We start from the raw sequence: 24,429 nt of genomic DNA, 5'->3' as shown, positions 1-24,429 counted from the left end.
TTGACGGCGCGCACGACCTGCGTCGCCATCGTCCCGGCGCGCCGTGCGGAGGCGACGCTCGAACGTACCCTCGAATCGCTGCGGCTGCAGGATCCGATCGCCCGCATCCTGGTCGTGACGTCTGCGGACGATCCGACGGCAGAGGTCGCGCGGCGCTGCGTCGAGGTCGATCCTCGCATCGAAGTCGTCGCCGGCCCGGCGGCGCTGAGCGCCGGCGCCGCCCGCAACGTCGGCCGCGACCATGCCGGCGATGCCGATTTCCTTCTGTTCATCGACGCCGACTGCAGCCTCGACGCCGGCGGCGTGGCTGCGCTTCAGCGCGAGCTGTGCGGGCGCGGCCTGGCTTCGATCAGCGCACGCGTGGTGTGCGACGGGAACGGAGTCGTCGCTCGCGCCCGGCACCTGCTCGAGTTCAAGGAAGCCGAGGGAAGGCATGCGGCGCCGCCGGCATGGCTGCCGCCTTCGACCACGATGCTCTGCCGCGCCGAGGTCTTCGATCGCGCGGGAGGGTTTCCCGATATGTGGCCGGGTGAGGACCTGGTGCTGATGCATCGCCTGCAGCGGCTCGGCTGCCGCGTCGGGCTCAGCGCGCGCGTGCGCACGCACCACCGCCATCCGGCCGGTTTCGCCGAGATGCTCGCGCATCAGCATCGGCTCGGCCTGACCTCCGCCGCCGCGCGACGGATGACGTCGGTATCGGGCGCCGTCTTCGTTCGCTACCGCTGGCTGGCTCCGCTGCTGCTGCCGGCGCGGCTGTTGCGGATCGCGGCCTGGCAGCTGCGCAGCGGCTTCTCCGGCGTGGTTGCCCTGACGCAGCTCTCTCCGGTGCTGTTGCTGGGCCTCGTATGGTGGACCGCAGGCTTCGTTCGTGGAGCGCGCGACGCGGAGGCCTGCGTCGGTGAGAGACTCGAGCTCCTGCGCTGACGCCTCCGGATCACGCGTGCACTCGCGGGGCTGCCGGAGGAACTCCAGGTAGGCGCGGTTCCGCCGGGACGCGCGATGTGGCGGCTTGACTGCTTCGAGCAAGCCGACGCGCCGCCGCGGCAGCGCGACACCACCACACCTCAGTGCTGCGTCTGGAAATCCGAGCCGTTCGCACCCGAAGGGCGCTTGCGTCCGCTGCTTCGCTTCGTCGTCGATGAGCTGGGACCGGGCTTGGCCTTGCGCGCAACCGCTTTCGGCTTCGGGGACACGCGCTTGACCGAAGCCTTGAGCGCAGGCGCGGGCTTGGCCGCCTTTTCCTCCTGCACCGGCAGCGGACGCTCCGGCTGCCATGCGGCGTGAGCCTGCGCTGCACCGTGCGCTTCGCCGCCGGCGCGGGCAGGCGCAACGCCGAGTCCGGGGCTGGCGGCACCAGCGCCACCGGCCGTACGCCCCGCGCCGCCCTTGGCCTGCGCAGCGGCTTCGGCCGCCTTGCGCGCCGCCGCCGCCACCGCGTTCTGCATGCGGCTTTCGCTCTCGGCGCTGCCCGGGATCACCGCAGCCTTGCCGGCTGCCGTCGTGCCCGTGACAGTCGCCGTCTCCGAACCGTTCGTTTCCGGCGCGGTCGTCGCCGGCGCAGCACCGTCGCCAGCCTCGACGCCAGCACCGTCGCGAACCTCGATCGTCCCGGCGGCCTGACGCAGCTCCGCGAACGATTCCTCGATATCCTCGACGAAGTCGTGCAGGTCCGGAATCAGATCCCAGTCCGCCGTCAGACCCCAGAAGAGCTGCCCCGCGTAGCTGAACAGCACGATGCCCAGACACAGGCCATCCAGCAGCGGGACGAAGCCATGGTTGTCGCGCATGCGCGCGCCGAGCATGTAGAGCGGAACCTGCGGCCCCGGGACATTGGTGACGACGAGATTGAAGGGGAGGGCACGCGTTGCCATGCCGGCCGCAAGCGACAGGATCGTCGACGGCGTCCACTCGGCGACCTGCGCCAGCACTTCGGCGCCCATGGCCTGCTTGGCTTCCTTCAGATGCGACGTCGTCTCGCGAATGACCTGCAGCCGCCGTCGCGGATCGCGCTCGGTCAGCGGCATCGGCACTATCCAGGCCGAGACGCGGTTGCCGAGAGCGCCGCGCTCGTCCTGCGCCCGCACACTCACCGGCGCCATCACCCGAAAATCGATGCCCTCGCAGCTGAAGCGGCGCCGTTCCAGGAAACGCCGCAGCGCTCCGGCAACGGTCGCCAGCACGACGTCGTTGACCGTCCCTCCGAGGCGATTCTTGACCGCCTTGATCGCGTCGAGCTCCATCGCCAGCCAGTCGAAGCGACGGTGCGGGCCGACGTTCTGGTTCAGCGGCGTGTCGGCGTTACGGAGGCTCGTGCCGACGATCTCGCCGACCATTCCGCGCAGCGCGCGAAGCCTGGCGCGCACGTCCGAGCGCGGATCGCCGGCCTGCGTGGCGAGGTCGGTGATCTTGCTGCCGACGTCGAGCGGCAGGCGAAGGATTCCGCCGGCCGTTTCCATGAGAAGATCGAGCTCGCTCGGCGCGGGCCGCGGAACGTACCGCGGCGCCGGCTCGAACTCCTCGATGGGAAACGGCGTCAGCAGCACGTTCATCAGGTCGACGCTGGAAACTCCGTCGACCATGCAGTGGTGGACCTTGCTCACCATCGCGAAGCGGGCGCCGTCATCGAGGCCCTCGACGATCCAGATCTCCCACAGCGGGCGCGCGCGGTCCAGGTGCTGCGACATGATGCGAGCCGACAGCCGCTTGAGCTGGCGCTCGTCCCCGGGCTTGGGCAGCGCGGTGTGTCGCACGTGGTAGTGAATGTTGAAATGATCGTAGTCGACCCAGATCGGTGCGCTGAGGAACCAGCTCTGCTGCAGCCGCTGGCGGTAGCGCGGGATCAGATGAAGGCGCGATTCGACGTAGGATCGGATGCGGTCGATGTCGATGCCGCCGTCTTCCTTGGTCAGCGCCGCCGCATCGAAGGTGGCGGTGCCGGCGATGTGCATCGGCGTGTTCTCCCTCTCCATGATCAGGAAGGAGTTGTCGAGAAAGCTCAGGCGGTCATAGGCGTATCTGGGCATGGCAGCCTCCGCGAGAAAGGCGCACGACGTAGCGCACGCCGCGGCCGAAGGGAAGGCGCATCGCCAGCTTCCCCTGCCGGTGGGGCGCAGGCGCCGCGGCACGAGCAGCGGACGACGCCGCGCGAGCATCCGCGCCCACGCTTGCGGCGCCGGTGTGGCGCTCGCCGTCGCCGATGCCGCGGGTGCGCGGATGCCGATGCGCCGATGCGTGCGCTTCCCAAAAACACGCACCTGTGGTCAGACCGCAGCAAGTGATCACGCCTCTGCGCATCGCGCGCCCGCGTTACGGCGCCGGCTGGGACTGTCTGCGCGTGCTGGTGTCGCGCTCGCTGGCCGTGCGCTATCGCCGCTCGGTGCTCGGCTTTGCCTGGAGCCTTCTGCAGCCGCTGATGGCGATGGCGGTCTTGAGCATCGTCTTCGCGCGCGTGTTCCCGCAGATCGAGCGCTATCCGGTCTACGTCATCGTCGGCGTGTTCGCGTGGGGCTTCTTCTCGCTGACGGTCATGCAGGCGATGGACAGCCTGCACGCCGCCGCGCCGATCCTGCGCAAGGTGAGCGCGCCGCCGATGCTGTTCCCGCTGGCCGTGGTCCTGGCCAACCTCGTGCACCTGGCGCTCTCGCTCGGTCTGCTCGTCGGCCTGAGCATGGCGGCCGGACTGCTGGCGCCGGCCGCGGCCGTGACCGCCATTCCGTCGCTGGTGCCGCTGGTTCTGCTGGCGACGTCGGCGGCGCTGCTGCTGTCGGCGGCCAACGTCTTCTTCCACGACGTGCGCTATTTCGTCGAAGGCGCGCTGCTGATCGGTTTCTACGCCACGCCCGTCGTCTACCCTGCCTCGGTCATCCCGCCGCAGTGGCATGCGTTCCTCATCCTCAATCCCATGCACTGGGCCATCGAGCCGCTTCGCCAGTCGCTGTGGGCGGGGACCGGGCCGGACGCGACGACGCTGCTGGCGGCCACGACGCTGGCCGCTGCTGCAGCGCTGGCGGCGGCGATCGTGTTCGAGCGGCTGTCGCGCAGGTTCCACCTCTATCTATGACCTGCGCCGTGCATGCCCGCTCCCTTACCGTGCGGCTGCGCCGTGAACATCACCGCGTGCGCTCGCTGCGCGAGCTGTTCGTTCGCACGGTGCAGCGGCGCCCGCCGTCGGTGGAATGGTTCGATGCTCTCCGCGACGTTTCGCTGCATGTTGCGCGCGGAGGGGTGACCGCGGTGGTGGGGCCGAACGGCGCGGGCAAGACCACGCTGCTGCGCGCGCTCGCCGGCATCGTTCCGGCCAGTGCCGGCAGCGTCGCCGTGCGCGGCCGCCTCGCGCCACTGATCGAGCTCGGTGCCGGCTTCGACCCCGAGCTGACCGGCCGCGAGAACGTCTTCCTGTTCGGCGTCCTGCTCGGCCGCCGTCTGAGCGAGCTGCGCCGCGACTACGATTCCATCGTCGAGATGAGCGGCCTGGCCGATGCGATGGACGTGGCAGTCAAGAGCTATTCCTCGGGCATGACGGCCCGTCTCGGTTTCGCTGTGGCCACGGCGGGCGAGCCCGACGTGCTTCTGGTCGACGAGGTGCTGTCGGTGGGCGACGCCGACTTCCGCTCGCGCTGCGACGACCGCATCGCCAGCCTGCGCTCGCGCGGAACCGCGATCGTTCTGGTCACGCACGACATGGCGCTGGTCGAGCGCGTCGCCGATGACGTCCTTCGCCTGGAGGCGGGACGGATGGTGGAGAGTGCCGCGGCCGTCGCCGCGGCCGCACGGATTCCGCGAGTGGATGCACCGGCCAGCGACGCTGCGGTCGCTGGACTGCCGCCCGAGGCCGCGCCCGTAGCACAGCGGACGGATGCTGCGGCTCTCGCACGCGCGCATCGTGCGCATCCGAGGATTGCCTGATGAGTCGCGTCCTCATGGTCGCCATGGGCGTGCCTGCTCACGTGCCAGCCTCTCGCCACGCAGGTCCGGGGCTCCGCGCGGCGCACCTTTCCTGCGCATTGGCACGTGCAGGGCACCGCGTGCTCCTGGCCTGCGTATGCCGCGACGGCGAAGAGCCGGGCGCCGCGCCGTCTGCGCCCGAAGGCATCGAGGTGTTCTTCACCGACGAGAAGCGGCTTGCCGGTCAGGCGGTGCGACATCGCATGGAAGCGTTCGCGCCCGAGGCGATGGTCGGTGTCACCGTGTATGCGTCGGCGCTGGCGCGCCGACTTCGCCTGGGCGTTCCGATGTGGGCCGACGTCTTCGGCGACCTGCTCAGCGAGGCGCAGGCCAAGGCCGCACGCAGCGGCGGCGACTGGAGCCTCGTCCACTTCTGGAGCCTGCTCGCGCCGGTGCTCGAAACCGCCGACCGCTTCTCGGCGGTGTCGCACGCGCACTCGCACGCGCTCATCGGCCAGCTCGGCCTTGCCGGGCGCCTCTCCGCCGCCACCGCCGGCGAGAATCTCGTCGAAGTGATCCCATGCGCCGCGGAGGCGCCTGCAGCCACGCGCGAGGATCGCGACCGCCTTCGAAGGGCGACGCGGCGAGAGCTCGGCATCCCCGAGAATGCGTTCGTTGCGCTGTGCTCGGGCGGCTTCAACACCTGGTGCGACGTCGACACTCTCGGCCGTGCGACCGCAGACGCGCTCGCGCGCGATTCGCGCATGCATGTCGTGGTCACGGGCGGCGCCATTCCCGGTCACGACGAGCACAGCTATGGGCGCTTCCTGGAGCTGGCCGGCTCGTGCGATCGCGTGCATCTGCTGGGCTGGGTGGATTCGCCGCGGCTGCCGGCGATCTACGCCTGCGCCGACGTCGGCCTCAACATCGAGCTGCCGCTGTACGAACGCCGCTTCGGCGCCGAGAACCGTGTCGTCGAATGGCTCGCGCACGGACTGCCTTGTCTGACCACGGCGCTGAGCGAAGCCGGCGCGGTGCTGGTGGAGCAGGGGCTGGCGGTGGGATGCGCGCGCCAGGATCCGGAGTCGCTCGCGCAAGCGCTTCTCGAGCTGGCCGCCGAGCCGTCGGCTCTGCACCGCATCGGCGATCGAGGCCGCCGGCACGCCGCCGTGCACGCCAGCTTTACCGCCACCGCAGCGCCGCTGCTGCAGTGGGCGGAGGCGCCGGCGTTCGCCGGCGATCACGAAAAGGACCGGCTGCTGCGACTCGGCCTGCTCACGCATCCGCAGGGAAGCACCGAGATGCTCGAGGCCTACGTGCGCGAACTGTCGACGCTCGAGCTGATGCGCCGCGGGCTGCGCTGGACGCTTCGGCGGGCCTTCGGGATGCTGGGCAGCCTGGCTGCGGCGGCCGTATTGATGACCCAGGGGGGCTGCAACGGTGCGCCGCAGGGGCGGCCGCACGCGCCGGAGGAGCCGCCCAACATCCTGTTCCTCTCCATCGACACGTTGCGTGCCGATCACATGGGGATGTACGGCTACGACAATCCCACCACTCCGTGGATGGATGATCTGGCGGCACGCGGCACGGTCGTCGAGCACGCCATCGCGAGCGCGCCGGAGACGGCGCCCGCGGTGGCCACGCTGCTCACGGGCGTCTATCAGGACCGCCATGCCGTGGCGTTCAACCGCGCCAATCTGCCCGACAAGGCAACGACGATCGCCGAGATCCTGGCCGGGCGCGGATACTCGACCGCTGCGTTCATCGCCAACCGCATCGTCGATGATGCGCACGGGTTCGGGCAGGGCTTCGAGCGTTTCGAGGTTGCCGCCATCGAGCCGCCCGCAACGGTCAGCACGGACGATCGCGTGGTGGCGCTCGCGCTCGGGCACCTGCGCACCGCCGCGCGCGACAGACCCTGGTTCCTATGGGTGCATCTGCTCGACCCGCACGGCCCCTACAACTCGGCGCAGGCGTGGTGGAGCAAGGATTTCCAGTACCCGGCGCGCCTGTTCGGCGAGGATCCGGAGCTCGAGTTCTCGGACAGCAACTTCGGCCTCGGCGTCATTCCGAGATACCAGGTGCTGGAGGGGCAGCGGCGACTGTCCTACTACGTGCGGCGCTACGACGGCGACATCCGCTTCACCGATCACCAGGTGGGCGCGCTTCTCGGCGGCATCGAGCGCTCCGGCCATCGCGACACGCTCGTCGTCCTGACCGCCGACCACGGCGAAAGCCTGACCGAGCATCAGGAGCTGCTGCAGCATGGCTGGTTCCTCTACGACAGCACCGTACGCGTGCCGCTGGTTTTCACCTGGCCCGGCCAGATCCCGGCCGGCGCGCGCATTCGCACGCAGGCCTGCACGGTCGACATCGTGCCGACGCTGCTGGATCTGATCGGCGTCGACCCGCAGCCGCACGACTTCGACGGCACCTCGCTGGCAGGCGAGCTGCGCGGAGGCGACGCACCGGCGGGATCGCTGACGCGCGACTGCTTCGCGATCGGCCCGCGCCCCAATCATCCGTTCGCGTTGCGCTCGGGCGGCCTGAAGATGATCGTCACGCCAGCCGGCGCGCCTTCCGATCCGCGCAGGGCCAAGGAGAGGATCGACAGCGGGCGGCCGCCAACCGAGGACACGCCCGAGCGTCGCGAGCTCTACGATCTGGCCGCCGATCCGGGCGAGACGCGCAACATCGTCGACCAGCGCCGCGACGACGCCGCCGATCTGGCGCAACGCATCGCTGCGATGCGCGCTCGGTTTCGCAGCCGCGGTTGGCGCTGGTAAGACCCGCTCCTCATGGCTGCTCGCAAGCGTGTCCTGGTCATCGGCCTCGATGGGGCGCCCTTTCCGCTGCTCGAGCAGTGGGCGCGTGCCGGCCACATGCCGACGATCGCCCGGCTGCTATCGCAGGGCACGGGCGGCGTGATGGCCTCGACGATGCCGCCGACGTCGGGCCCGGCCTGGTGCACCTTCGCCACCGGCAAGAATCCCGGCAAGACCGGCATCTACGACTTCCTGTACAGGCGGCCCGGCGGCTACGTGTTTCCGCCCGTCAACGCGACGATGCGAAGCGGCCGCAGCCTGTGGCGGCTGCTGAGCGATGCCGGCCTTCGCGTGGGCGTCATCAACGTGCCGATCTCGTATCCGGTCGAGCCGGTCAACGGCACCTTCATCAGCGGCTGGATGACGCCGTACTTCGCCACCGACTACACGTATCCGCGCGAGCTCGGCGCCGAGATCCAGGCCAAGGTCGGCGACTACCGCATCTATCCGTCCGAGACGTTCTCCGAGCGCGGCAGGGAGGCGTTCTTCCGCGCCAGCGACGAGCTGCTCGAGCTGCTCACGCGCACCACGCTGCATCTGATGGATCGCGACGACTGGGACTTCTTCATGACGGTGTACTTCGACACCGACCGCATCCTCCATCAGCTCTGGCACTACCTGGACCCGCAGCACCCGTGGCGGCCCAGCGGCGACACGCGAGACCTCTCGGCCCCCGTCCTTCGCTACTTCCAGCGCCTGGATGCCGACATCGCGCGCGTCATCGAGAAGGCCGGCAAGGACGTCACCGTGCTGCTGATGTCCGATCACGGCATGGGACGCGCCTCGCGCTTCATCGTGCTCAACAACCTGCTGCTCGAGCTCGGCTTCCTGCGCCTGGCCGGCGACCTGCCGACGCGCCTGAAGCACTTCGCGCTGCGGCGCGGGCTGAGCCTGCGCAACGTCCATCGGCTGGCCGACCGGCTCGGCGTGGCCAAGCATGCCGAGTACAAGAACGTCTACTCCTTCGACAGCGTGCTCAAGCGTTTCTTCCTGTCGTTCCTGAACGTGGACTGGCCGCGCTCGCGCGCGTACTCCTACGGCCGCCACTACGGGTCGGTCTTCCTCAACGTGCAGGGCCGCGAGCCACAGGGCTGCGTCGAGCGCGGCGCCGACTACGATCGCACGCGCGAGGAGATCGCGCGCGCCGTCCTCGAATACCGCGATCCCGAGCTCGGCCGTCCGCTGGTGTCGCGCGTGCTCCGTCGCGAGGAGGTCTACCACGGCGCGCGCATCGACGAGGCGCCCGATCTGATCCTGCTGCCGCACGACGACGCCGACATCTTCTACGGCCTGTCCGATTTCGGCTCGAGCCGCATCTGGGACGCCACCTACCGCTACTCGGGCATGCATCGCGACAACGGCACCTTCATCGCTGCCGGCGGCGCCATCGCCGCCGGCAGTCCGCCGCCGCGCGCGAGCATCCAGGACCTGGCGCCGACGATCCTTCATCTGCTCGGACAGCCCGTGCCCGACGACATGGACGGGCGAGTTCTGGAGGAAGTCCTGTCGGCGCAGTTTCGCGCCGACAATCCCGTGCGCCACAGCCAGGCCGCGGGCGAGGGCGACGGCGGCGGTGCCGCGCGCGACTACGATGCCGCCGAAGAGGCCGAGGTCATGCAGCGGCTGCGGGATCTGGGATATTTGAACTGACACCCATGCCCGTCCCTGCGCTCGCGCTGCTGCTGATGGGCGCCGCCGGCGCCGCGGGCCTGTGGCAGCACCTTCCGCCGGCGCTGCTGGTGCTGGCGCTGCTGTGGCTCCCGGGCCGCGTGCTCGCGCCGCTGATCGGTCCGGTCGCCGAAGAGGACTGGGGCACCGGGCGCCTCGCCGTCGATGGTGCACTGTCGCTCGCGGTCGCCACCGCAGCGCTGCTTCCGCTGTACGTTGCGCAGGCACCGCTGGCGGCTGCGCCTTTCGCACTGGCAGCGGTGTTCCTCCTGCTCGCGGCCGCATCGCTGAAGCAGCACCGCCGCGGCCGCGTGCCGCCCGCGGCACCGGCTTCGGCAATCGAGATCGCCGCGTTCGCCGCCGCGCTGGCGGCGCTGCTGCCGGTGGCGCTGCGGCACTGCGGCGGCAACGTCGATGACTGGTGGGACCTGGCCTTCGTGCAGAGCTGGCTGGCGCGCGGCCACTTCCACTTCGACGAGCCGTTCCTGCATACGGGCCAGTCGCACCCGCGCTTCCTGTGGAGCGTCTGGCTTGCGCTGCAGGCGCTGGTCGCCTCATGCACCGGCGCCGAGCCGTGGCGCACGCAGGCGGGGCCGTGGACGGCCGCGGTGGTGACGATGACGGTGTCCGCATTCTCCGCGCTGGCGGCCGCCGTCTTCGGAGGAGAGCGCCGCCTCGTCGCGCTGTCGACGCTGATGACGGCGGTGTGGCTGTGGAGCACGGAGGCCATTCCGTTCTTCACGCGCATCTATCAGGACAAGCACGTGGCGGCGTTCGCGCTGGCGCCGGTGCTGATCGCGGCGGCGCTGCGCTCCTGGCGCCACGTCACCAGCGTCCCCCATCGCGGCGTCGCCGGCTGCGCGATCTTCGTCGGCTGCGTGGCGACGGCGACCGTATCGGTGCACAGCCTGGTCTACACGATGGCGGCGTTCGCGACCGTCGTTGCCGTCGCGGGGCTGGCACCGTCGCGGCTGCCTGCGTGCCTGCGCTCGCGCCACGGGCAGTGCGTGGCCGCGGCGCTGGCGCTGCCCGCGCTTTATCCGGTCGCGCAGGCGCTGCGGCTGGCCATGGCGTTCGGCGATCAGGGCATCGCCCTGGCCAATGCCGACAACCCGGTGGTGCGCGCACACCTGGCGCTCGAGCGCATCCTCTTCGCCGGCAGTCCCGGCTGGATCGTCCACCCGGGCGCAGTCTTCGGCGCCTCGGCGGTGCTGGCGATGCTGATGCTGCCGCTTCTCGTGCGTCGCCGCCGCCAGCCCGCGGCGCGCGTGCTCATCGCGCTGACGCTGGTGCCGTGCGCGCTGCTGTTCGTGCCGCTGCTGGCGGCGGCCGCAGGCAAGCTGTGGGTTCCGTGGATGCTGTATCGGCTCGGATGGCTGGTGCCGGTTCCGCTCCTGCTCGCCTGCGGCCTGTACGCGGCATGGAGCAGCGGCGCTGCGCTGCGTGCGGCTGCGGTCGCCATGTCTGCCGCGCTTCTGGCCGTCACCGCCACGACGGCAACCGACAGGATGCGCCGCGACATGGGCGAGCATCCATTCCCGGGAGCGCCGGCCCCGCGCGGCGCCGCGCTCGGCGCCTATCGTTTTCTGCGAGCGGAGCACGGCAGCGGCCGCGTGCTGGCGCCGAGCGGCTTTGCCGAGCTGGTGCCGGCGCTGACGGGAAAGCCGGTCGTGGCATCGACCGAGCGGCAGACGCTGGTGTTCTCGCTCCACGAGGGCAACGCCTACGGTCGCCTTCGCGACCGCTCCGAGTTCTTCGCCTCTCACACGACGGCGGAGCGCCGGCGCGAGCTGGCGATGCGCCACGACGCGCGCTGGGCGGTGCTCCCGCGCCGCCTCGTCGCCACCGGCAGCGAGGAGCGGTGGCTGCGGCGCTACGGGCCCGAAGCGCTGCTGGCTGCACGCGATGCGGATGCGCTCGAGCCGTGGTGGAGCAGCCGGCGAGAGGCTGCGCAGCGCGGACTGGGCGAGCAGTGGACGATCGCCTTCGAGAACAGCGACTACTTCATCGCGCGACGCAGCGGCGGTGACGGTGCTCCAACGCAGCGGCGCGACGGGCTTGACCCGCCCGAGACTGCCATGACGCGGGACGGAGCGGCACGAGCCGACGCCGAACGCGGCAGCGGCGCCCACGCAGCCACTGGTGGCGCGGCAAAAACCTCCGGCGGCGATCCTGCGAGAGCGTCGCCGACGTGGCTGACGGTGCTGGACGCTCGCGCGTCGGATGCGGCTCCTCTCTTCGAGGACCCGCTGCCGCGCACGCGCGGCGTCCTTGCCTCGGCCGTCGGCTATCCGGGCGGACATGCCGTGGCATGGCCGCCGCCGCAGCTGCTGACGCCGCCGCAGCCGATCTGGCTCGGCGGCGGCGAGCCGTGGGAAGACCTTCCAGCGCAGGTGCACGTGCGCCTGCAGATGCTGACGCGCTGCCGCGTCACCGCGGTGCGCCTGATTCCCTACATCCCACGCCTTCGCCGCGAAGCGTACGAAATCGGCGTCGACGGTCGCATCGAGCGTCGCCAGGCCGTGCACGACGCTCCCATCGACATGGCGGTGGCGGATCCGGCGATGCTGCGCGGCCACGTCGATGTCGCGGTGCGCTCGCTGCTCGGCAATGCGCTGACGCTGACCGACATCCAGCTGCTCGGCGACCCGGCCACGTGCGAAGGCGGCTGGCGGCCGCACAAGCGCGCGATGCCGATGGTCGAGAAGCCGTCGCGCACGCGCCTGCTCGAGCTTGCCGCCATCTCGCCGCACAACGGCCGGCCTCTGCTCTCGCTGGCGCAGCAGGAAGCCGATCCCGGGCGGTCCGACACCGCGCATGCGCTGCTCGTGGAGGCGACCAGACGCGATCCGTCGCTGGTGGCGGCGTGGATCGATCGCGGCTTCAGCGAGGATGCGCGCGGCGAGCCCGAGGCGGCGCTGCGCTCATTCGCGCGTGCGGTGGCGGCCGACTCGCGAAGCGCGTGGGCGCACGGCTGCCTCGCGTGGGCGCACATCCGGCGCGGGTCGAGCCTGCGTGCGCTGTGGCACGCGTTGCGCGCGCGTTCGCTCGATCCGTATTACGCCGACTCGTGGACGCTCGTCGCCTACGTCGCGCATTCGCTCAGGTTGGATGCCGTCGCCGAGCGTGCGCTGGAAGCCGCGCGGCGTATCGACCGCGAGCGCAACTGGCCCTACCTCGCGCGCGCCGAGTTCGCGGCTACGCGTGGCGACACCGAGACGGCGCGCAAGGTGCTGCGCGAGTACCTGCGGCACATGCCGCTCGATGCCGAAGCGCGTACGCGCCTGGCCGAGCTTGGTGCCGCCGATGATGCAACGGGCGATGCCCGCGCGAGCGAGAGCGGCGATGCCGAGCACGAGGCGGCGAACGAGTCGGGCGCGCAAGGGCGCAGGAGCGAAGCGGTCCGGGGAGAGGCGCCCGGAGATGCGCAGTGAGGCGCGCGGTGCTGATCGGTCCGGCACCGCCGCTGCGCGGCGGCATCTCGGCGCATACCGCTCGCCTGGCCGAGGCCTTGGAGGCCGCCGGCATCGAGCCGTGCGTGCTGTCGTACTCGCGCCTGTACCCCGGCGCCTTCTTTCCCGGCTCTGCCCAGCGCGACAGCGCGCTCGGTCGCGTCGGCCAGGAGATGATCGACGTCGTCGGCCCGCGCAGCTGGAAACGGGCGGCCCGGTTCCTCCGTTCCGCCGGAGCCGAGGTCGTGGCGTTCCAGTGGTGGCATCCGGTGACGGCCGCTGCGCTGGCGGCGTCGCTTGCCGGAGTTCCGCGCCGCCGGGTCGTCGCGCTGTGTCACAACCTCGAGCCGCATGAGCACGTTCCGCTGGCCCGCCCGCTGGCGCGTCTGGCGCTGGGCCGTGCCGGTCGCGTGCTGTGTCACAGCCGAAGCGTGGCGGTCGCGGTCGAAGAGCTCGGCATCGCTGCCCGCGTCGCGATCGCGCCGATGCCGCCGCTGGCGGCGCCCCTCGCCATCGATGCGGGCAGGGCGAGAGCCTGGGCGCGCGAGAAGTTCGCAATTGCCGAGGACGCGGCGGTGGCGGTCTTCGCGGGCCATCTCCGCGGCTACAAGGGACTGGATGTCCTCCTGCACGCCTGGCGCATGCTGGCCGCCGCGGGCGACCACCCCGGACGCCGGCTCGTCATCGCGGGCGAGTCCTACCTTCTGCGCCGGGAACTGGCACGGGTTTCTCGTGCGGCCGCCGACGACTCCTCCATCATCTTGGAAAATCGCTATCTTGATGACGAAGAGCTGCAGCTTCTCGTGAAGCGCGCCACGGTGCTGGTCCTGCCGTACCGGACCGCCTCCCAGAGCGGACTCCTTCCGCTGGCGCGCGCGCTCGGCGCCCGCGTCCTGACCAGCGACGCCGGCGGTCTGCCGGATCAGGCGAGCGGTCGCGAGCTGGTGCCCGCCGGCGATCCGGTGGCTCTGGCCGCAGCCCTGGCCGAAGCTCTGGAAGACGGCTGCGCACCCGCGCCCGTCATGACCGCCGCGACATTTCGCAGCCAGTGGCACGCACTCGTTGAAGCGATCCTGGATGACCAACGTCCATAGGCTCCGAGGCGCGAGCTGCGGGGCTCGCTGCCGGCATCGGGGACGACAAGCCTTCGACATCCTGGTCGCTCTCCCCGCCGCACGTGCGCAAGCGGTCGCGCGTGTGCGTGGCGGTGTTAAGATGCGCGCTTTCGAGCAGACCCTGCATGGCAGCGTACGCATACAAGGCGAGTACCCGTGAGGGTCGTATCGTCGAAGGTTTGATGGAGGCTTCGGGCGAGGCGGCCGTGGTCGCCTCCCTGCGCGGGCAGGGCTTCATCCCGCTTGCCGTGCGCGAGGGAACCACCGCGGCCGCGGCATCCTCGCGCGGCTTCTCGCTTCCGGACCTGGCCTCGATGTCGCTGCCCTGGCGGCGCGCCAAGAAGGTGAAGGGCCGCGACCTGATGATCTTCACCGGTGAGCTGGCCACGCTCCTCAAGGCCGGGCTGCCGCTGGATCGAAGCCTGGCAAGCCTTTCGGCGCTCTCGGAGAACCCGACGCTCAAGGCGGTGGTCTCGCAGGTGCTGGCGCGGGTGCAGGAGGGGCGCTCGCTCTCCCAGGCGCTCGGAGAGCATCCGGCGGTCTTCCCGCCCCTGTACGTGAACATGATCCGGGCCGGCGAGGCCGGCGGCATCGTCGAGGGCGTTCTGGAACGCCTCGCCGATTATCTGGAGCGCAGCGAGAAGACGCGCGAGCAGATCAAGTCGGCGATGGTCTATCCCATCATCCTCATCGTCACGGCCGGCGGCGCCATCGCCATCCTTCTCACCGTGGTGATGCCGCGCTTCGCCGCCATCTTCGCCGATCTCGGTACGGCGATGCCGGCGTCGACCCAGGCCGTCATGGCCATCAGCGAGTTCGTGAAGAGCTACTGGTGGCTGCTCGTCCTGTCCTGCATGGGCGTCTGGTACGGCATCCGCAGGTACGTGGACACGCCGGCGGGGCGCGAGCGCTACGACCGGCTCGCGCTGTCGGCGCCGGTCTTCGGCGACCTGGTCAGCAAGCTGCAGGTTGCCCGCTTCGCGCGCACGCTCGGAACGATGCTGCGCGGCGGAGTGCCGCTGATCCAGTCGCTCGACATCGTGCGCAGCATCGTTCCCAACGTCATCATCTCGAGGGCGCTGGCCGCGGTGCAGCGCGACGTCAGCGAAGGCAAGGGCCTGAGCGGTCCGCTGGAACGCACGGGCGTCTTCCCGCCGCTGGCCCTGCAGATGGTGGGCGTGGGTGAGGAGACCGGCCGCCTCGACGAGATGCTGATCGTCGTCAGCGACCATTACGACCGCGAGGTCACCAATGCCGTGGCCCGCGTGATGACGCTCATCGGTCCCGTCATTCTCATCTTCATGGCCGTGGTCATCGGCGTGATCGTGTGGGCGATGATGTCGGCGGTGTTCAGCGTCAACCAGATGATTCTGTAGAGCTCAGGAAGGCGGGGCCGACAACGACGGCCGCGTCGGAGGTAGGAGAACGTGACCGAAGACAGAGAACGAAACGAAGAGCGATGCCAGAAGGAGGCGCGACGGCGGCGCGAGCGCCAGAGCGGCTTCACGATGATCGAGCTGCTGGTGGTGATGGTGATTCTGGGCATGCTCGCCGCGCTGGTGGCGCCGAACTTCTTCCAGAACGTCGGCAAGGCCAGGGCCAAGACCGCGCGCGTGCAGATCGCGAACCTCTCGACCGCTCTCGATGCGCTTGCGCTGGACACCGGCCGCTATCCCAACAGCTCCGAGGGAATCGATGCGCTGCTGGATCCGCCCTCGGGAATGGACATGTGGGACGGTCCCTACATCAAGAAGCTGCCGCGTGATCCATGGGGCAACGAGTACGTCTACCGCGGGCCCGAAGGCGGCCGCGGCGATTACGAGATCATGTCCTACGGCGCCGACGGAAGCCCCGGCGGCGATGGCGACGCCGCCGACATCACCAATCTGGACTAGGACGCTGGCACCCCTTCGCACGGTCTTTCCGTGCAAAGGGTGCCTGACCCAGTTCTTCAGCACCCTTGCGCTCCACCACCCACCACCGCCAGCGCGGCTTCACTCTCTTCGAAGTCGTCGTCGTCGTCGTCATCATCGGCGTCATTGCGGCATTGGTGGTGCCGTCGATGAACTCCGGCTGGCGCCAGGGCGCGGTGCGACGATCGGTGCGTACGTTCATCAGTGCCTCGCGCGCCGCTTCGGCCAAGGCCGTCAGCACGCGCAAAGCGGTCGGGCTCTCGGTCTATGAGCAGGACGGCCGCTTCGGAATCGAAGGGGGCGAGCAGACGTTCGAGCTGCCCGGCTTCGCCGAGTTCGGCGCCATCGAGGGCGGACGCGAAGGCGAAGCGGAGGACGAGATCGTCTTCGACTTCTTTCCCACCGGCGCCTCGGTGGGCGGCAGCGTCGAGATCGAGTTCGAGGTGGCCGGCGGGCGCCAGGCCTATGTGCTGATCTTCGATCCGCTCATCGGCCGCCTGCGTATCGAGGAGGCGTCGTGAGACGGCGCCTGCAGAAAGGCTTCACGCTTCTCGAGGTCATGGTGGCCGTGGCCGTGATGTCGATGGGCATCGTCGGTGCGCTGCAACTGTTCAGCGGCAGCCTGCGACTGGCGGGCGAGGCGGACCGGCAGACCCGCGCGATGGTGCTCGGCCGGTCGCTGATCGACGAGGCGCTGTGGCGGTCGATCCTCGAGGAAGGAACTCAGACGGGGCAGGAGGGCGAGTACACCTGGACCGTCACGACCCGTCCCATCCAGCGGGAGTTGGTCGGCATGACCGAGTCGCTCGACGATCTGACGGAGCAGGCGGGCGAGCTCGGCCTGTGGGAGATCGTGGCCGAAGTGACCTGGCTGGGGCCGGTCGGGGAGAAGACGATCGTTCTGGAGACGGCGCGCATCGGCGAGGAGCAGCTGTGATGCGCGGCGCTCGCGGCTTCACGCTCCTCGAGCTGGTGGTGGCGATGGCCGTCTTCGGCCTGGTGTCCGTCGCGCTCTACGGCGTGCTGGTCCTCGGCGCACGCTCGGCATCCTCGGGCGAGCGCGTCAGCGAGCAGGCGCGGCGTTTTCGCATAGCCACGAGCCTCATGGGCCGTCAGATCGCCGCCACCGACGCCCTCTACCTTCCGCGCCAGGACGAGGAAGGCCTCGGAGACGAAGACGATTCGAGCGAGCCCGAGCCGTTCTTCTACGGGGACGCGGACGAGGTCGAGTTCGTCACGACCGCCCCGCAACGTCCCGACGCCAGCGGCCTGGCCATCGTCCGCTACTGGGTAGAGGAGGGGGAGCTGAAGATGTCCGAGAAGCCCGTCTACCTGGCCTACGGCACGGACGAAGGCCTGGACGACGAGGAGGCCATCGACGAAACGATGGAAACCACGCTGCTGTACGACGTAGAGTCGGTTACGTTCAGCTATCAGCGCGAGGCAGACGCGGATGAGTTTCTCGAAGTGTGGGACGCGGCCGAAGAGGATCTGCTGCCGGCTTGCGTCCGAGTCGAGATCGCACCAGCTACGGTGGACGGTCCTGCGCTCTACCATGAGATGCCGTTGATGGTCGCGACGTTCAACCAGGTAGTCGATGCCGAGGACTTCAAGGGACGCCGCGGCTTGCGCGACCGCGGCGACGACGATGACGACGGCACGCCGCCGACCACGCAGCCTGCGGGCGGCAACGACAACGACAACGACAACGACAACGACGAAGAAGACGACGAAGACGACGAAGACGACGAGGAACTGGACGAGGAATGAGCTGGCGGACATGCCGGACGCTCGGTAACGACGAACGACGGAGGAGGTAACATGCAACTTACGAACGAAGCCGTAATGACACCTGGCAACGACTCCCCGGCGACCCTGCTCGGCAAGTTCGGGCTGGCCGGCGCCGACCTCGAGGCGATGGGCGGCCGCGGAGGCAAAGGCAAGAAGACCGAGCCCGAGGAAGGCGCAATCGAAGAGGAGGATCTGAACGAAGAGGAAGAGGAAGAGGACGACGACCTCGAGGACGACGACCTCGAGGACGAGGACGAGGAGGATCTCGAGGAGGACGACGAGGACCTCGAGGACGAAGAGGACTTCGAGGACGACGACGAGGACTTCGAGGACGAGGACGACGAAGACCTTGAGGACGATGACGAAGACGACGACGAGGACGACGAGGACGAGGACGAAGGCAAAGACGCCTGACCGGCGTCAGCGCGGCGTCGCGCTGCTCGTCGTCGTCTGGACCTTTGCCGTGCTCGCCGTGCTGGCCGCCGAGTTCGCTCGCGCCATGCACGACGAGGCCATGAGCACGCGCAACTTCAAGGAGTCCGCCATCGCCCGCAACACGGCGATGGCGGCCATCAGCGAGGTGATCCTCGCTCTGCGCGCGGATCGCCAGCACGAGGACCCCTTCGAGAAGATGGAGGATGAGGAAAACCTCGACCCCATCCGTTCACTCGCGCAGGGAGACGGTACCTGGGTCGAGGCGTCCTGGCGTGGCAAGCCCTACGAAGTCCGCGTCGTCGATGAGGCGGGAAAGCTCAGTTTGAACAAGCTGAGCTCGGCGCAGCTCGCGCAGATTTTCTATAACCTGGAGATCCCCGACGACGAGGCGCAGATCATCGCCGATTCCATCATCGACTGGCGCGATGGCGACGACATGCACCAGCCCGAAGGTGCTGAGACGGAATATTACGAGGATCTGCCGCGACCGTACCGCGCAAAGAATGCGGCCTTCGACTCGGTGGACGAGCTTCTGCTCGTGCGCGGGGTGACGCGCGAGCTGTACGAGGGCAACGAGGACTATCCGGGCTTCAAGGAAATCTTCAGCGTCTTCAACACTTCGGTGAAGGTGAACATGCGATCGGTTTCTCCGGCGGTCATGCAGGCGCTGGGCGGGCTCAATCGCGAGGACGCCGAGCAGCTCAGCTTCGACCGGCGCCGTGGCGGCGAGGAGGGCATTCCCGACGCGTTGCGCGCGCTGCTCGATTCCTCGGCCGTCGGCTCGGGCCGCGAGCAGCCGCCGGTCGACATGACCATCGAGGCGCGCGTCAAGGCGCCCGACAGCGACGTAGTCCTTGCCTACGTCGGTGCCGTCATCCATCTAGGCAAGTCCGGCGACGGGTTGCGGGTCGCCAGGTGGTATGATTCCATCTTCACCGATTCCGACCAATCCGGTTCTACCGACAGCGTTGGGGAAGCGAGCGACGAGGGCTGATCACGGGTGGATGCCAAAAGCCTTTTCCGCCGTATCGTAAGGGCGGATTTCGCCGACGTGCTGGGCGTGGCCCTGCGCGGCGACGTCGTCTCGGTCGCGCACGTCCGTAAGCGCCTCAACGCGGTGCGCGTGGTCGAGCTTGCCTCGCAGCGCCTGGAGGGACCGGCCGAAGCGCACGGCGCCGAGGCCACCAGCTTCCTTCGCGAATTCGTTGCCAACACCGGCGTCGAGGCCGGACGCGTGGCCATCGCCGTCGACCGAAGCGTCACGCTCATGGCCAGCATGCAGATTCCCGCCTCGGCCGCCGGCAACGCCGCCACGGTGGCCGGATACGAGCTGGACCGTCTGATTCCGGTTCCTCCCGACTCGCTGTTCTGGGGACACCTGGTTCGCCCCGTCGGCACCGTGGGCGAGCGCGTGGCCGTCACCATCGTTTCGGCTCCGCGCGTGGCCGTGGAAGAGGCCGCCGCCGTCGTCACCAACGCTGGCCTGCCCGTCTCGGCCGTCACGGCCGAGCCCCTGGCGCTGGCCGACTACACCGGCTTTGCCGGGCTGCCGCTGGCCGCCGTGTTCACCCGCTCGGGCACCCGCGACTACATCACGCTGTGCGCGGACGGGCTGCTGGTCTCCAGCCATCACCTGGACCCGCGCGCACGCTCCCGCACCGAAGCGGTGGCACGCGAGGTCGAAGCGACGCTTCCCGAATACAGCGACCGCGCGCCGGCCTGCCTTTCGGCCCGGCCCGCCAGCGACGCCGAGGCCTCGCTGACCTCGGTGGCGCCGCCGGACTTCTTTCCCGTCGGCGCCACCGTCGGCGAAGCGGAGATCGTGGCGGTGGGCGCGGCGCTCTCGCAGCTGAGCGAATCGCGCGCGCCTCTCAATCTCCTGCCGGCCACGCTGGTGCAGACCGCGGCCGGCGTCGGCCTTCGCGAAATGGCCCTGTCGGGCGCGGTCGTGGTCATGGCGCTCGTGTTGATGGCCACCATCGCCGCCAAGAACCTCGCCATCGACAATGCCCTGGCCGCCGAGGTCGAGACTCTCGAGCCGATGGCCGAGCAGGTCCTGCGACAGCAGGACAAGAACCTGGAGATGCTGGCGCGCGTCGAGAAGCTCGAGAGCAAGAGCCGCAGCAACGTCACGCGCTATCTCAAGGAGATCACAGACCTCGTCCCGCAGGATGCGTATCTGACGACCTTCCGGTACAAGGAGAATCGCATCGAGCTCGACGGCATCGCCGCGCGCGCCTCCGACCTGATCGCGATCCTCGAAGCCTCGGCAAGCTTTGCCAACGTGAACTTCACCGCGCCCACCACCAAGTACCTGGCCAACCAGGAGCGTTTCTCGCTTCGCATGGATCTTGAAGAATGACGCTGGTGGAACGCTGGACCGCGCTCTCCTCGCGCGAGCGCGTACTGGTCGGCGCCGCCTTCGCCATCGCCCTTGCGCTCGTGCTGCGGTTCACCGTCATGGGCGACGACGAAGAAGTCGGCACGGTCAGCGCCGACGCGCAGTGGGTGCAGGTGGCCAAGGTCGAGAACTACCGGCGCCTGGCCGCGCGCCGCCGCGCGCTCGAGCAGCAGGCCACCGAGCTCGAGAAGCGCTACAACGACCAGCAGTCGCGTCTCAGCAGCGGCGCCACCGCCACGCAAGTCGCCGCCGAGTTGCAGGGCGCCATCGGCACGATGGCCGGCAACGCGGGCCTGAACGTGCTCAGCTCCCAGATTCTGAAGGAAGAGGACACCGACGGCTTCAAGCGCGTGGGCGTGCGCCTGACGCTGTCGGGTAGCCTGGAGGGCGTCACCCGGCTCCTGTCGTCGATCGAAGGCGGCGAAAAGGACATGGTCGTCACGCACCTGGAGATCAACCGCAAGCTCGGAACCACCCGCCGTCCTCCCACCTCGCGCGCCGGGACCACAGCGCCCGAGCCGGCCACCGCGCCGCTCACGGTCAGCCTGGAGGTGCGCACGTTCATGAGGCAGGAGTCGTGAAGCGGCTCTTCCAGGCGCTGGCCATCGTCCAGCTGGCGCTGGTGGTCGCGTTGGGTCTGCGCGTGGTCGAGGTGATGCGCACCGAGCCGCCGCAGTTCGGCGAGATCCCCGACGCGCCCGCGCCCGCGCCCATTCCGCCGCCCAAGCCGCGCGCCAGGATCTCTCCGGCCGTCACCGAGGCGGTGGTCAAGGGAGACCTCTTCGACGCGCAACGTGGAGCCGGCCTCGGCGACATCAACATCGACGACGCTCCGGTGGATGCCACGCCGCTGCCGCCTCCGACCAGCGTGACGCTGACCGGCGTCATGATCATCGGCGCCGAGCCGGTGGCGATCCTTTCCGATCCGGCAGTCGGGCCCGAGCAGCAGAGCCTGCGCAAGGGCGAGATGCTCGGCGACTACGAGGTCGGCGAGATCACGTCGTCTTCGGTGACGCTGCTCGGACAGGCAGGCCAGCAGTTCCACGTGCCGCTCAAGATTCAGGGCGGCTCGGGCGGAGGAGGCGTGGCTGCGGCGCCGCCGGCCCCGGGGGCGCGGCCCTCGGCAGCAGCCAATCGGCCCGGTACGACCGCCGCGGCGCGGCCGGCCACGCCCAGGCCCGGCCGAGGCGAGCCCGAGCCGCAGGACGAGACACGATCGATGACTGCGCGCGAGCGCGCCCAGGCCATCGCGCAGCGTAACGCCGCCGCGCGTGGCAGGACGGCCGGTAACCAGCAGGGCGGCAAGGGCGGCGGCGAGAAGGAAGAGGCAGGCGGCGCCGATCCTGTGCAGGCCCGTCTGGACGCCCTGCGGCGGCTTCGTGAGGCGGCCAAATCACGTTAAGACATGCAACGCTGCGTCGGGCCGGCGCGGCATGAGGGGACATGGAGAGAAGGATGCTCGATAGCTGCACCCGCCGCCGCCGACCGGTGGCGACGCTGCTGGCGGCGATGGCGTTGGCCATGCTCGCCAGCGGCGCCCGCGCGCAGGACGAGGAAGACACCGAGCTGGCTCCGCCTCCGCCGCCTGCTCCGGCGCGCGTGGCACCGCCGGCAGCGCCGACGGCCGCCGCCGCCGAGATCGGCGACGAGAGCATCGTCCTGAACTTCGAGAACGCCGACATCCGCGAAGTCATCTATTCGCTGGCCGCGGCGATGAACATCAACTACTGGATCGACCCGCGCGTGCAGGGCCAGGTGACGGTGCGCACCTCGGGCCGGCTCTCGCGCGAGGATCTCTTTCCGATCTTCCACCAGCTCCTGCGCAACACCGGCTTCACCGCCGTCAAGACCGGCGATCTGTATTCGATCGTCCCGGCCGAGGAGGGCAAGACCAAGATCATCGGCAGCCGCGAGCTCGCCGCCGAGAACCACTTCGTGATGAACGTGGTCAAGGTCTACCACGTCGGCGCCGATCAGATGGCGCAGACCATCACGCCGTTCGTCTCTCCTGGCGGCGACGCCATCGCGTTCCCGCGCTCGAACCTGCTCATCATCACCGACGTCGCCACCAACGCCGACCGGCTCACCGATCTGGTTCACACGTTCGACACCAACACCTTCGCCGAGATGAACGCGAAGCTGTTCAAGGTCGAGCACGCCGTGCTCGAGGATCTTGCCGAGGAGCTGCAGTCGATCCTGGAGGCGTACCACGCCGCCGAAACCGGCAGCCCGGCCTTCCTGATCCCATTGCCGCGTCTGGGCGCCATCGCGCTGATCGCGCAGGACCCGGCCGTGGTGATGGCGGTGGACTACTGGGTCGGCGTCCTGGACGTTCGCTCGGAGGCCGGCGGGCGCCGGCAGGTCTACGTCTATCGCGTCGAGAACAGCAAGGCTGCCGACCTGGCCGCCGTGCTGAGCGAAGTGTACGGCGAAGGCGGCGGCACCGGCCGCGGCGGCCGCCGCGGCCGAAGCGGCGATGCGGCCGAAGCCGGCCTCGGCATCGGCGGCGGGCTCGGGCGCGCCTCCGGCGGTGGAAGCTCGGGACGGCGCAGCGGCGGCGGCAGCGGCAGCACTCGCATCAGCGGGGGCCTCGACGACGGCGGCGGCGGTTCCGCGCTCGGCAGCAGCGGCGGCGGCGGGCTGGGAAGCTCGGGCGGCGGCGGCCTCGGCAGCAGCCGTGGCTCCTCGCGCTCCGGACGCGGCGACGGGAGCACGACGCGCGGCGGCCGCGGCGGCGGCGGTGGCGGCGGCGTCTCCGGCGTCGTCATTGGCGGCACCGAAGACGATCTGTTCGAGCAGGAAGTGCGCGTGGTCGAAGACGAGGTGACCAACTCGCTCGTCATCCTGGCCACGCCGCGCGACTACCAGACGCTGCGAGTGGTGTTGCGCGACCTCGACATCGTGCCGCGCCAGGTGCTGATCGAATCGATGATCGCCGAAATCACCATCGGCGAGAACGATACGCTGAGCGTCCTCCAGTCTCTGCTGCCGAACAACTCGGACACCGACGTGGGCACCGGCGACCTCGGCGGAGGCTATTTCAATGCGTTCGGGCAGCAGCTGCGGCTCATCGGCGAGCTCGGCAGCGGCGGCCTGCTCGGCACCATCTCCGGCTACCGCAACGGCATCGAGGTCTACCGCGGGCTCCTGGAGGCGCAGTCGACGCGCTCGCGCGTCAAGGTGCTCTCGCGTCCGCACCTGATGACCACCGACAACCAGGAGGCGCGCATCCTGGTCGGCCAGGAAGTCCCGATCATCACCAGCCAGTCCGACACCGACGTCATCACGTCGGGTCAGAGCCGCTTCCTGCAGAACGTCCAGTACCGCGACACGGGCATCATCATCCGCGTGCTGCCGCAGGTGAACTCCGAGGGCCTCGTCAACATGGAGCTGGCGCAGGAGGTCAGCGAGATCTCCTCGCAGGGCAACAGCGTCCAGGAGATTTCCTCTCCGACGTTCACGACCCGCGAGGCCGAGACGACCGTGGTGGTGCACAGCGGCGAGACCATCATCATCGGCGGCATCATCTCGGAATCCTCCAACGAGGACCGCTCGGGCGTGCCCTATCTGATGGATGTGCCGGTGCTGGGGCAGCTCTTCCGCAGCGACAACACCAACCGGCGCCGCACCGAGCTGATCATCCTCATCACCCCATTCGTGGTCCGCGACCGCGAGGAGGCCCAGTCGGTCACCGAAGAGTTCCGCCGCCGCGTCGACCGCGTGCTGGAGGACGTGGAGAAGCCCGGGTCCGTCGATGCCGGGCCGCACACTCTGATCATCGAGCAGCGCGGGCCGGTGGGCGAGGTCGTCCCGGCCGAGACGAAACGGCCGCCGGTCCCGCAACCCACAGGCGGGCCGATCCCGGTGGATTTCAATAGGAAATACCGTTAGCTAGCATCGCCGCCGGCGCTGCCGGGGGCGATTCCGACGCGGAGCGATGCGGCA

At 69.6% G+C, this 24,429-nt stretch carries 19 protein-coding genes; 18 read left to right on the top strand and 1 reads right to left on the bottom strand.

The features are described from left to right. Positions 1-924, top strand: coding sequence for a glycosyltransferase family A protein (locus VEC57_02990; protein HYB98080.1), 924 nt, complete (start codon positions 1-3; stop codon positions 922-924). Between the two features lie 140 nt (positions 925-1,064). On the opposite strand, the gene VEC57_02985 is transcribed toward VEC57_02990, so the two are convergent. Further along, entirely contained in the window at positions 1,065-3,023 is a 1,959-nt protein-coding gene (locus VEC57_02985) for a wax ester/triacylglycerol synthase family O-acyltransferase (protein ID HYB98079.1), read from the bottom strand. Positions 3,024-3,256: 233 nt separating this feature from the next. Between VEC57_02985 and VEC57_02980 the strand changes: the two genes are divergently transcribed. The 17 genes from VEC57_02980 to gspD all read left to right on the top strand — a co-directional run bounded on the left by VEC57_02980 (position 3,257) and on the right by gspD (position 24,375). After that, positions 3,257-4,060 (top strand): ABC transporter permease, encoded by an 804-nt coding sequence (locus tag VEC57_02980; protein HYB98078.1) that lies wholly within the window; start codon positions 3,257-3,259, stop codon positions 4,058-4,060. Positions 4,061-4,068: 8 nt separating this feature from the next. Then, positions 4,069-4,905 (top strand): ATP-binding cassette domain-containing protein, encoded by an 837-nt coding sequence (locus VEC57_02975; protein ID HYB98077.1) that lies wholly within the window; start codon positions 4,069-4,071, stop codon positions 4,903-4,905. Positions 4,906-5,024: 119 nt separating this feature from the next. After that, positions 5,025-7,670 carry a sulfatase-like hydrolase/transferase gene (locus tag VEC57_02970; protein ID HYB98076.1) on the top strand — a complete coding sequence of 882 codons (2,646 nt, stop codon included), beginning with the start codon at positions 5,025-5,027 and terminating at the stop codon, positions 7,668-7,670. A gap of 12 nt (positions 7,671-7,682) precedes the next feature. Beyond that, a complete protein-coding gene (locus VEC57_02965; GenBank protein ID HYB98075.1) occupies positions 7,683-9,359 on the top strand; it encodes an alkaline phosphatase family protein in 1,677 nt (558 codons plus the stop codon). Positions 9,360-9,364: 5 nt separating this feature from the next. After that, a complete protein-coding gene (locus tag VEC57_02960) occupies positions 9,365-12,811 on the top strand; it encodes a tetratricopeptide repeat protein (GenBank protein HYB98074.1) in 3,447 nt (1,148 codons plus the stop codon). An 8-nt stretch (positions 12,812-12,819) separates the two neighbouring features. Next, positions 12,820-13,923 (top strand): glycosyltransferase family 4 protein, encoded by a 1,104-nt coding sequence (locus VEC57_02955; protein HYB98073.1) that lies wholly within the window; start codon positions 12,820-12,822, stop codon positions 13,921-13,923. Positions 13,924-14,069: 146 nt separating this feature from the next. Beyond that, positions 14,070-15,320 (top strand): type II secretion system F family protein, encoded by a 1,251-nt coding sequence (locus VEC57_02950; protein ID HYB98072.1) that lies wholly within the window; start codon positions 14,070-14,072, stop codon positions 15,318-15,320. 51 nt (positions 15,321-15,371) lie between these two features. Then, positions 15,372-15,839, top strand: coding sequence for a type II secretion system major pseudopilin GspG (gene gspG, locus VEC57_02945; protein HYB98071.1), 468 nt, complete (start codon positions 15,372-15,374; stop codon positions 15,837-15,839). 65 nt (positions 15,840-15,904) lie between these two features. Beyond that, positions 15,905-16,378, top strand: a complete 474-nt coding sequence (locus VEC57_02940; protein HYB98070.1) for a prepilin-type N-terminal cleavage/methylation domain-containing protein — start codon at positions 15,905-15,907, stop codon at positions 16,376-16,378. Continuing rightward, a complete protein-coding gene (locus VEC57_02935; protein ID HYB98069.1) occupies positions 16,375-16,794 on the top strand; it encodes a prepilin-type N-terminal cleavage/methylation domain-containing protein in 420 nt (139 codons plus the stop codon). The genes VEC57_02940 and VEC57_02935 overlap by 4 nt, the downstream gene beginning before the upstream one ends. Beyond that, positions 16,794-17,627: a prepilin-type N-terminal cleavage/methylation domain-containing protein gene (locus VEC57_02930; GenBank protein ID HYB98068.1), complete on the top strand. Its 834-nt coding sequence runs from the start codon at positions 16,794-16,796 to the stop codon at positions 17,625-17,627. The genes VEC57_02935 and VEC57_02930 overlap by 1 nt, the downstream gene beginning before the upstream one ends. A gap of 51 nt (positions 17,628-17,678) precedes the next feature. Then, positions 17,679-18,062 (top strand): hypothetical protein, encoded by a 384-nt coding sequence (locus VEC57_02925; GenBank protein HYB98067.1) that lies wholly within the window; start codon positions 17,679-17,681, stop codon positions 18,060-18,062. A gap of 49 nt (positions 18,063-18,111) precedes the next feature. Then, complete coding sequence (locus VEC57_02920; protein ID HYB98066.1) at positions 18,112-19,077, top strand: hypothetical protein; 966 nt, start codon at positions 18,112-18,114, stop codon at positions 19,075-19,077. Between the two features lie 57 nt (positions 19,078-19,134). Further along, on the top strand, positions 19,135-20,445 hold the full coding sequence (locus tag VEC57_02915) for a PilN domain-containing protein (protein ID HYB98065.1): 1,311 nt from the start codon (positions 19,135-19,137) through the stop codon (positions 20,443-20,445). Then, positions 20,442-21,065, top strand: a complete 624-nt coding sequence (gene gspM, locus VEC57_02910; protein HYB98064.1) for a type II secretion system protein GspM — start codon at positions 20,442-20,444, stop codon at positions 21,063-21,065. The genes VEC57_02915 and gspM overlap by 4 nt, the downstream gene beginning before the upstream one ends. Continuing rightward, positions 21,062-21,886: a hypothetical protein gene (locus VEC57_02905; protein ID HYB98063.1), complete on the top strand. Its 825-nt coding sequence runs from the start codon at positions 21,062-21,064 to the stop codon at positions 21,884-21,886. Before gspM ends, VEC57_02905 begins: the two co-directional genes overlap by 4 nt. Before the next feature lie 53 nt (positions 21,887-21,939). Beyond that, positions 21,940-24,375 (top strand): type II secretion system secretin GspD, encoded by a 2,436-nt coding sequence (gspD, locus tag VEC57_02900; GenBank protein ID HYB98062.1) that lies wholly within the window; start codon positions 21,940-21,942, stop codon positions 24,373-24,375. Positions 24,376-24,429: the final 54 nt, after the last annotated feature.

The organism is Candidatus Limnocylindrales bacterium (assembly GCA_035626395.1).
GTDB lineage: Bacteria > Desulfobacterota > Binatia > UBA1149 > CAITLU01 > DASPNH01.
The sequence above is the reverse complement of the archived record's forward strand: the minus strand, read 5'-3'. Positions and strand labels throughout refer to the sequence as shown.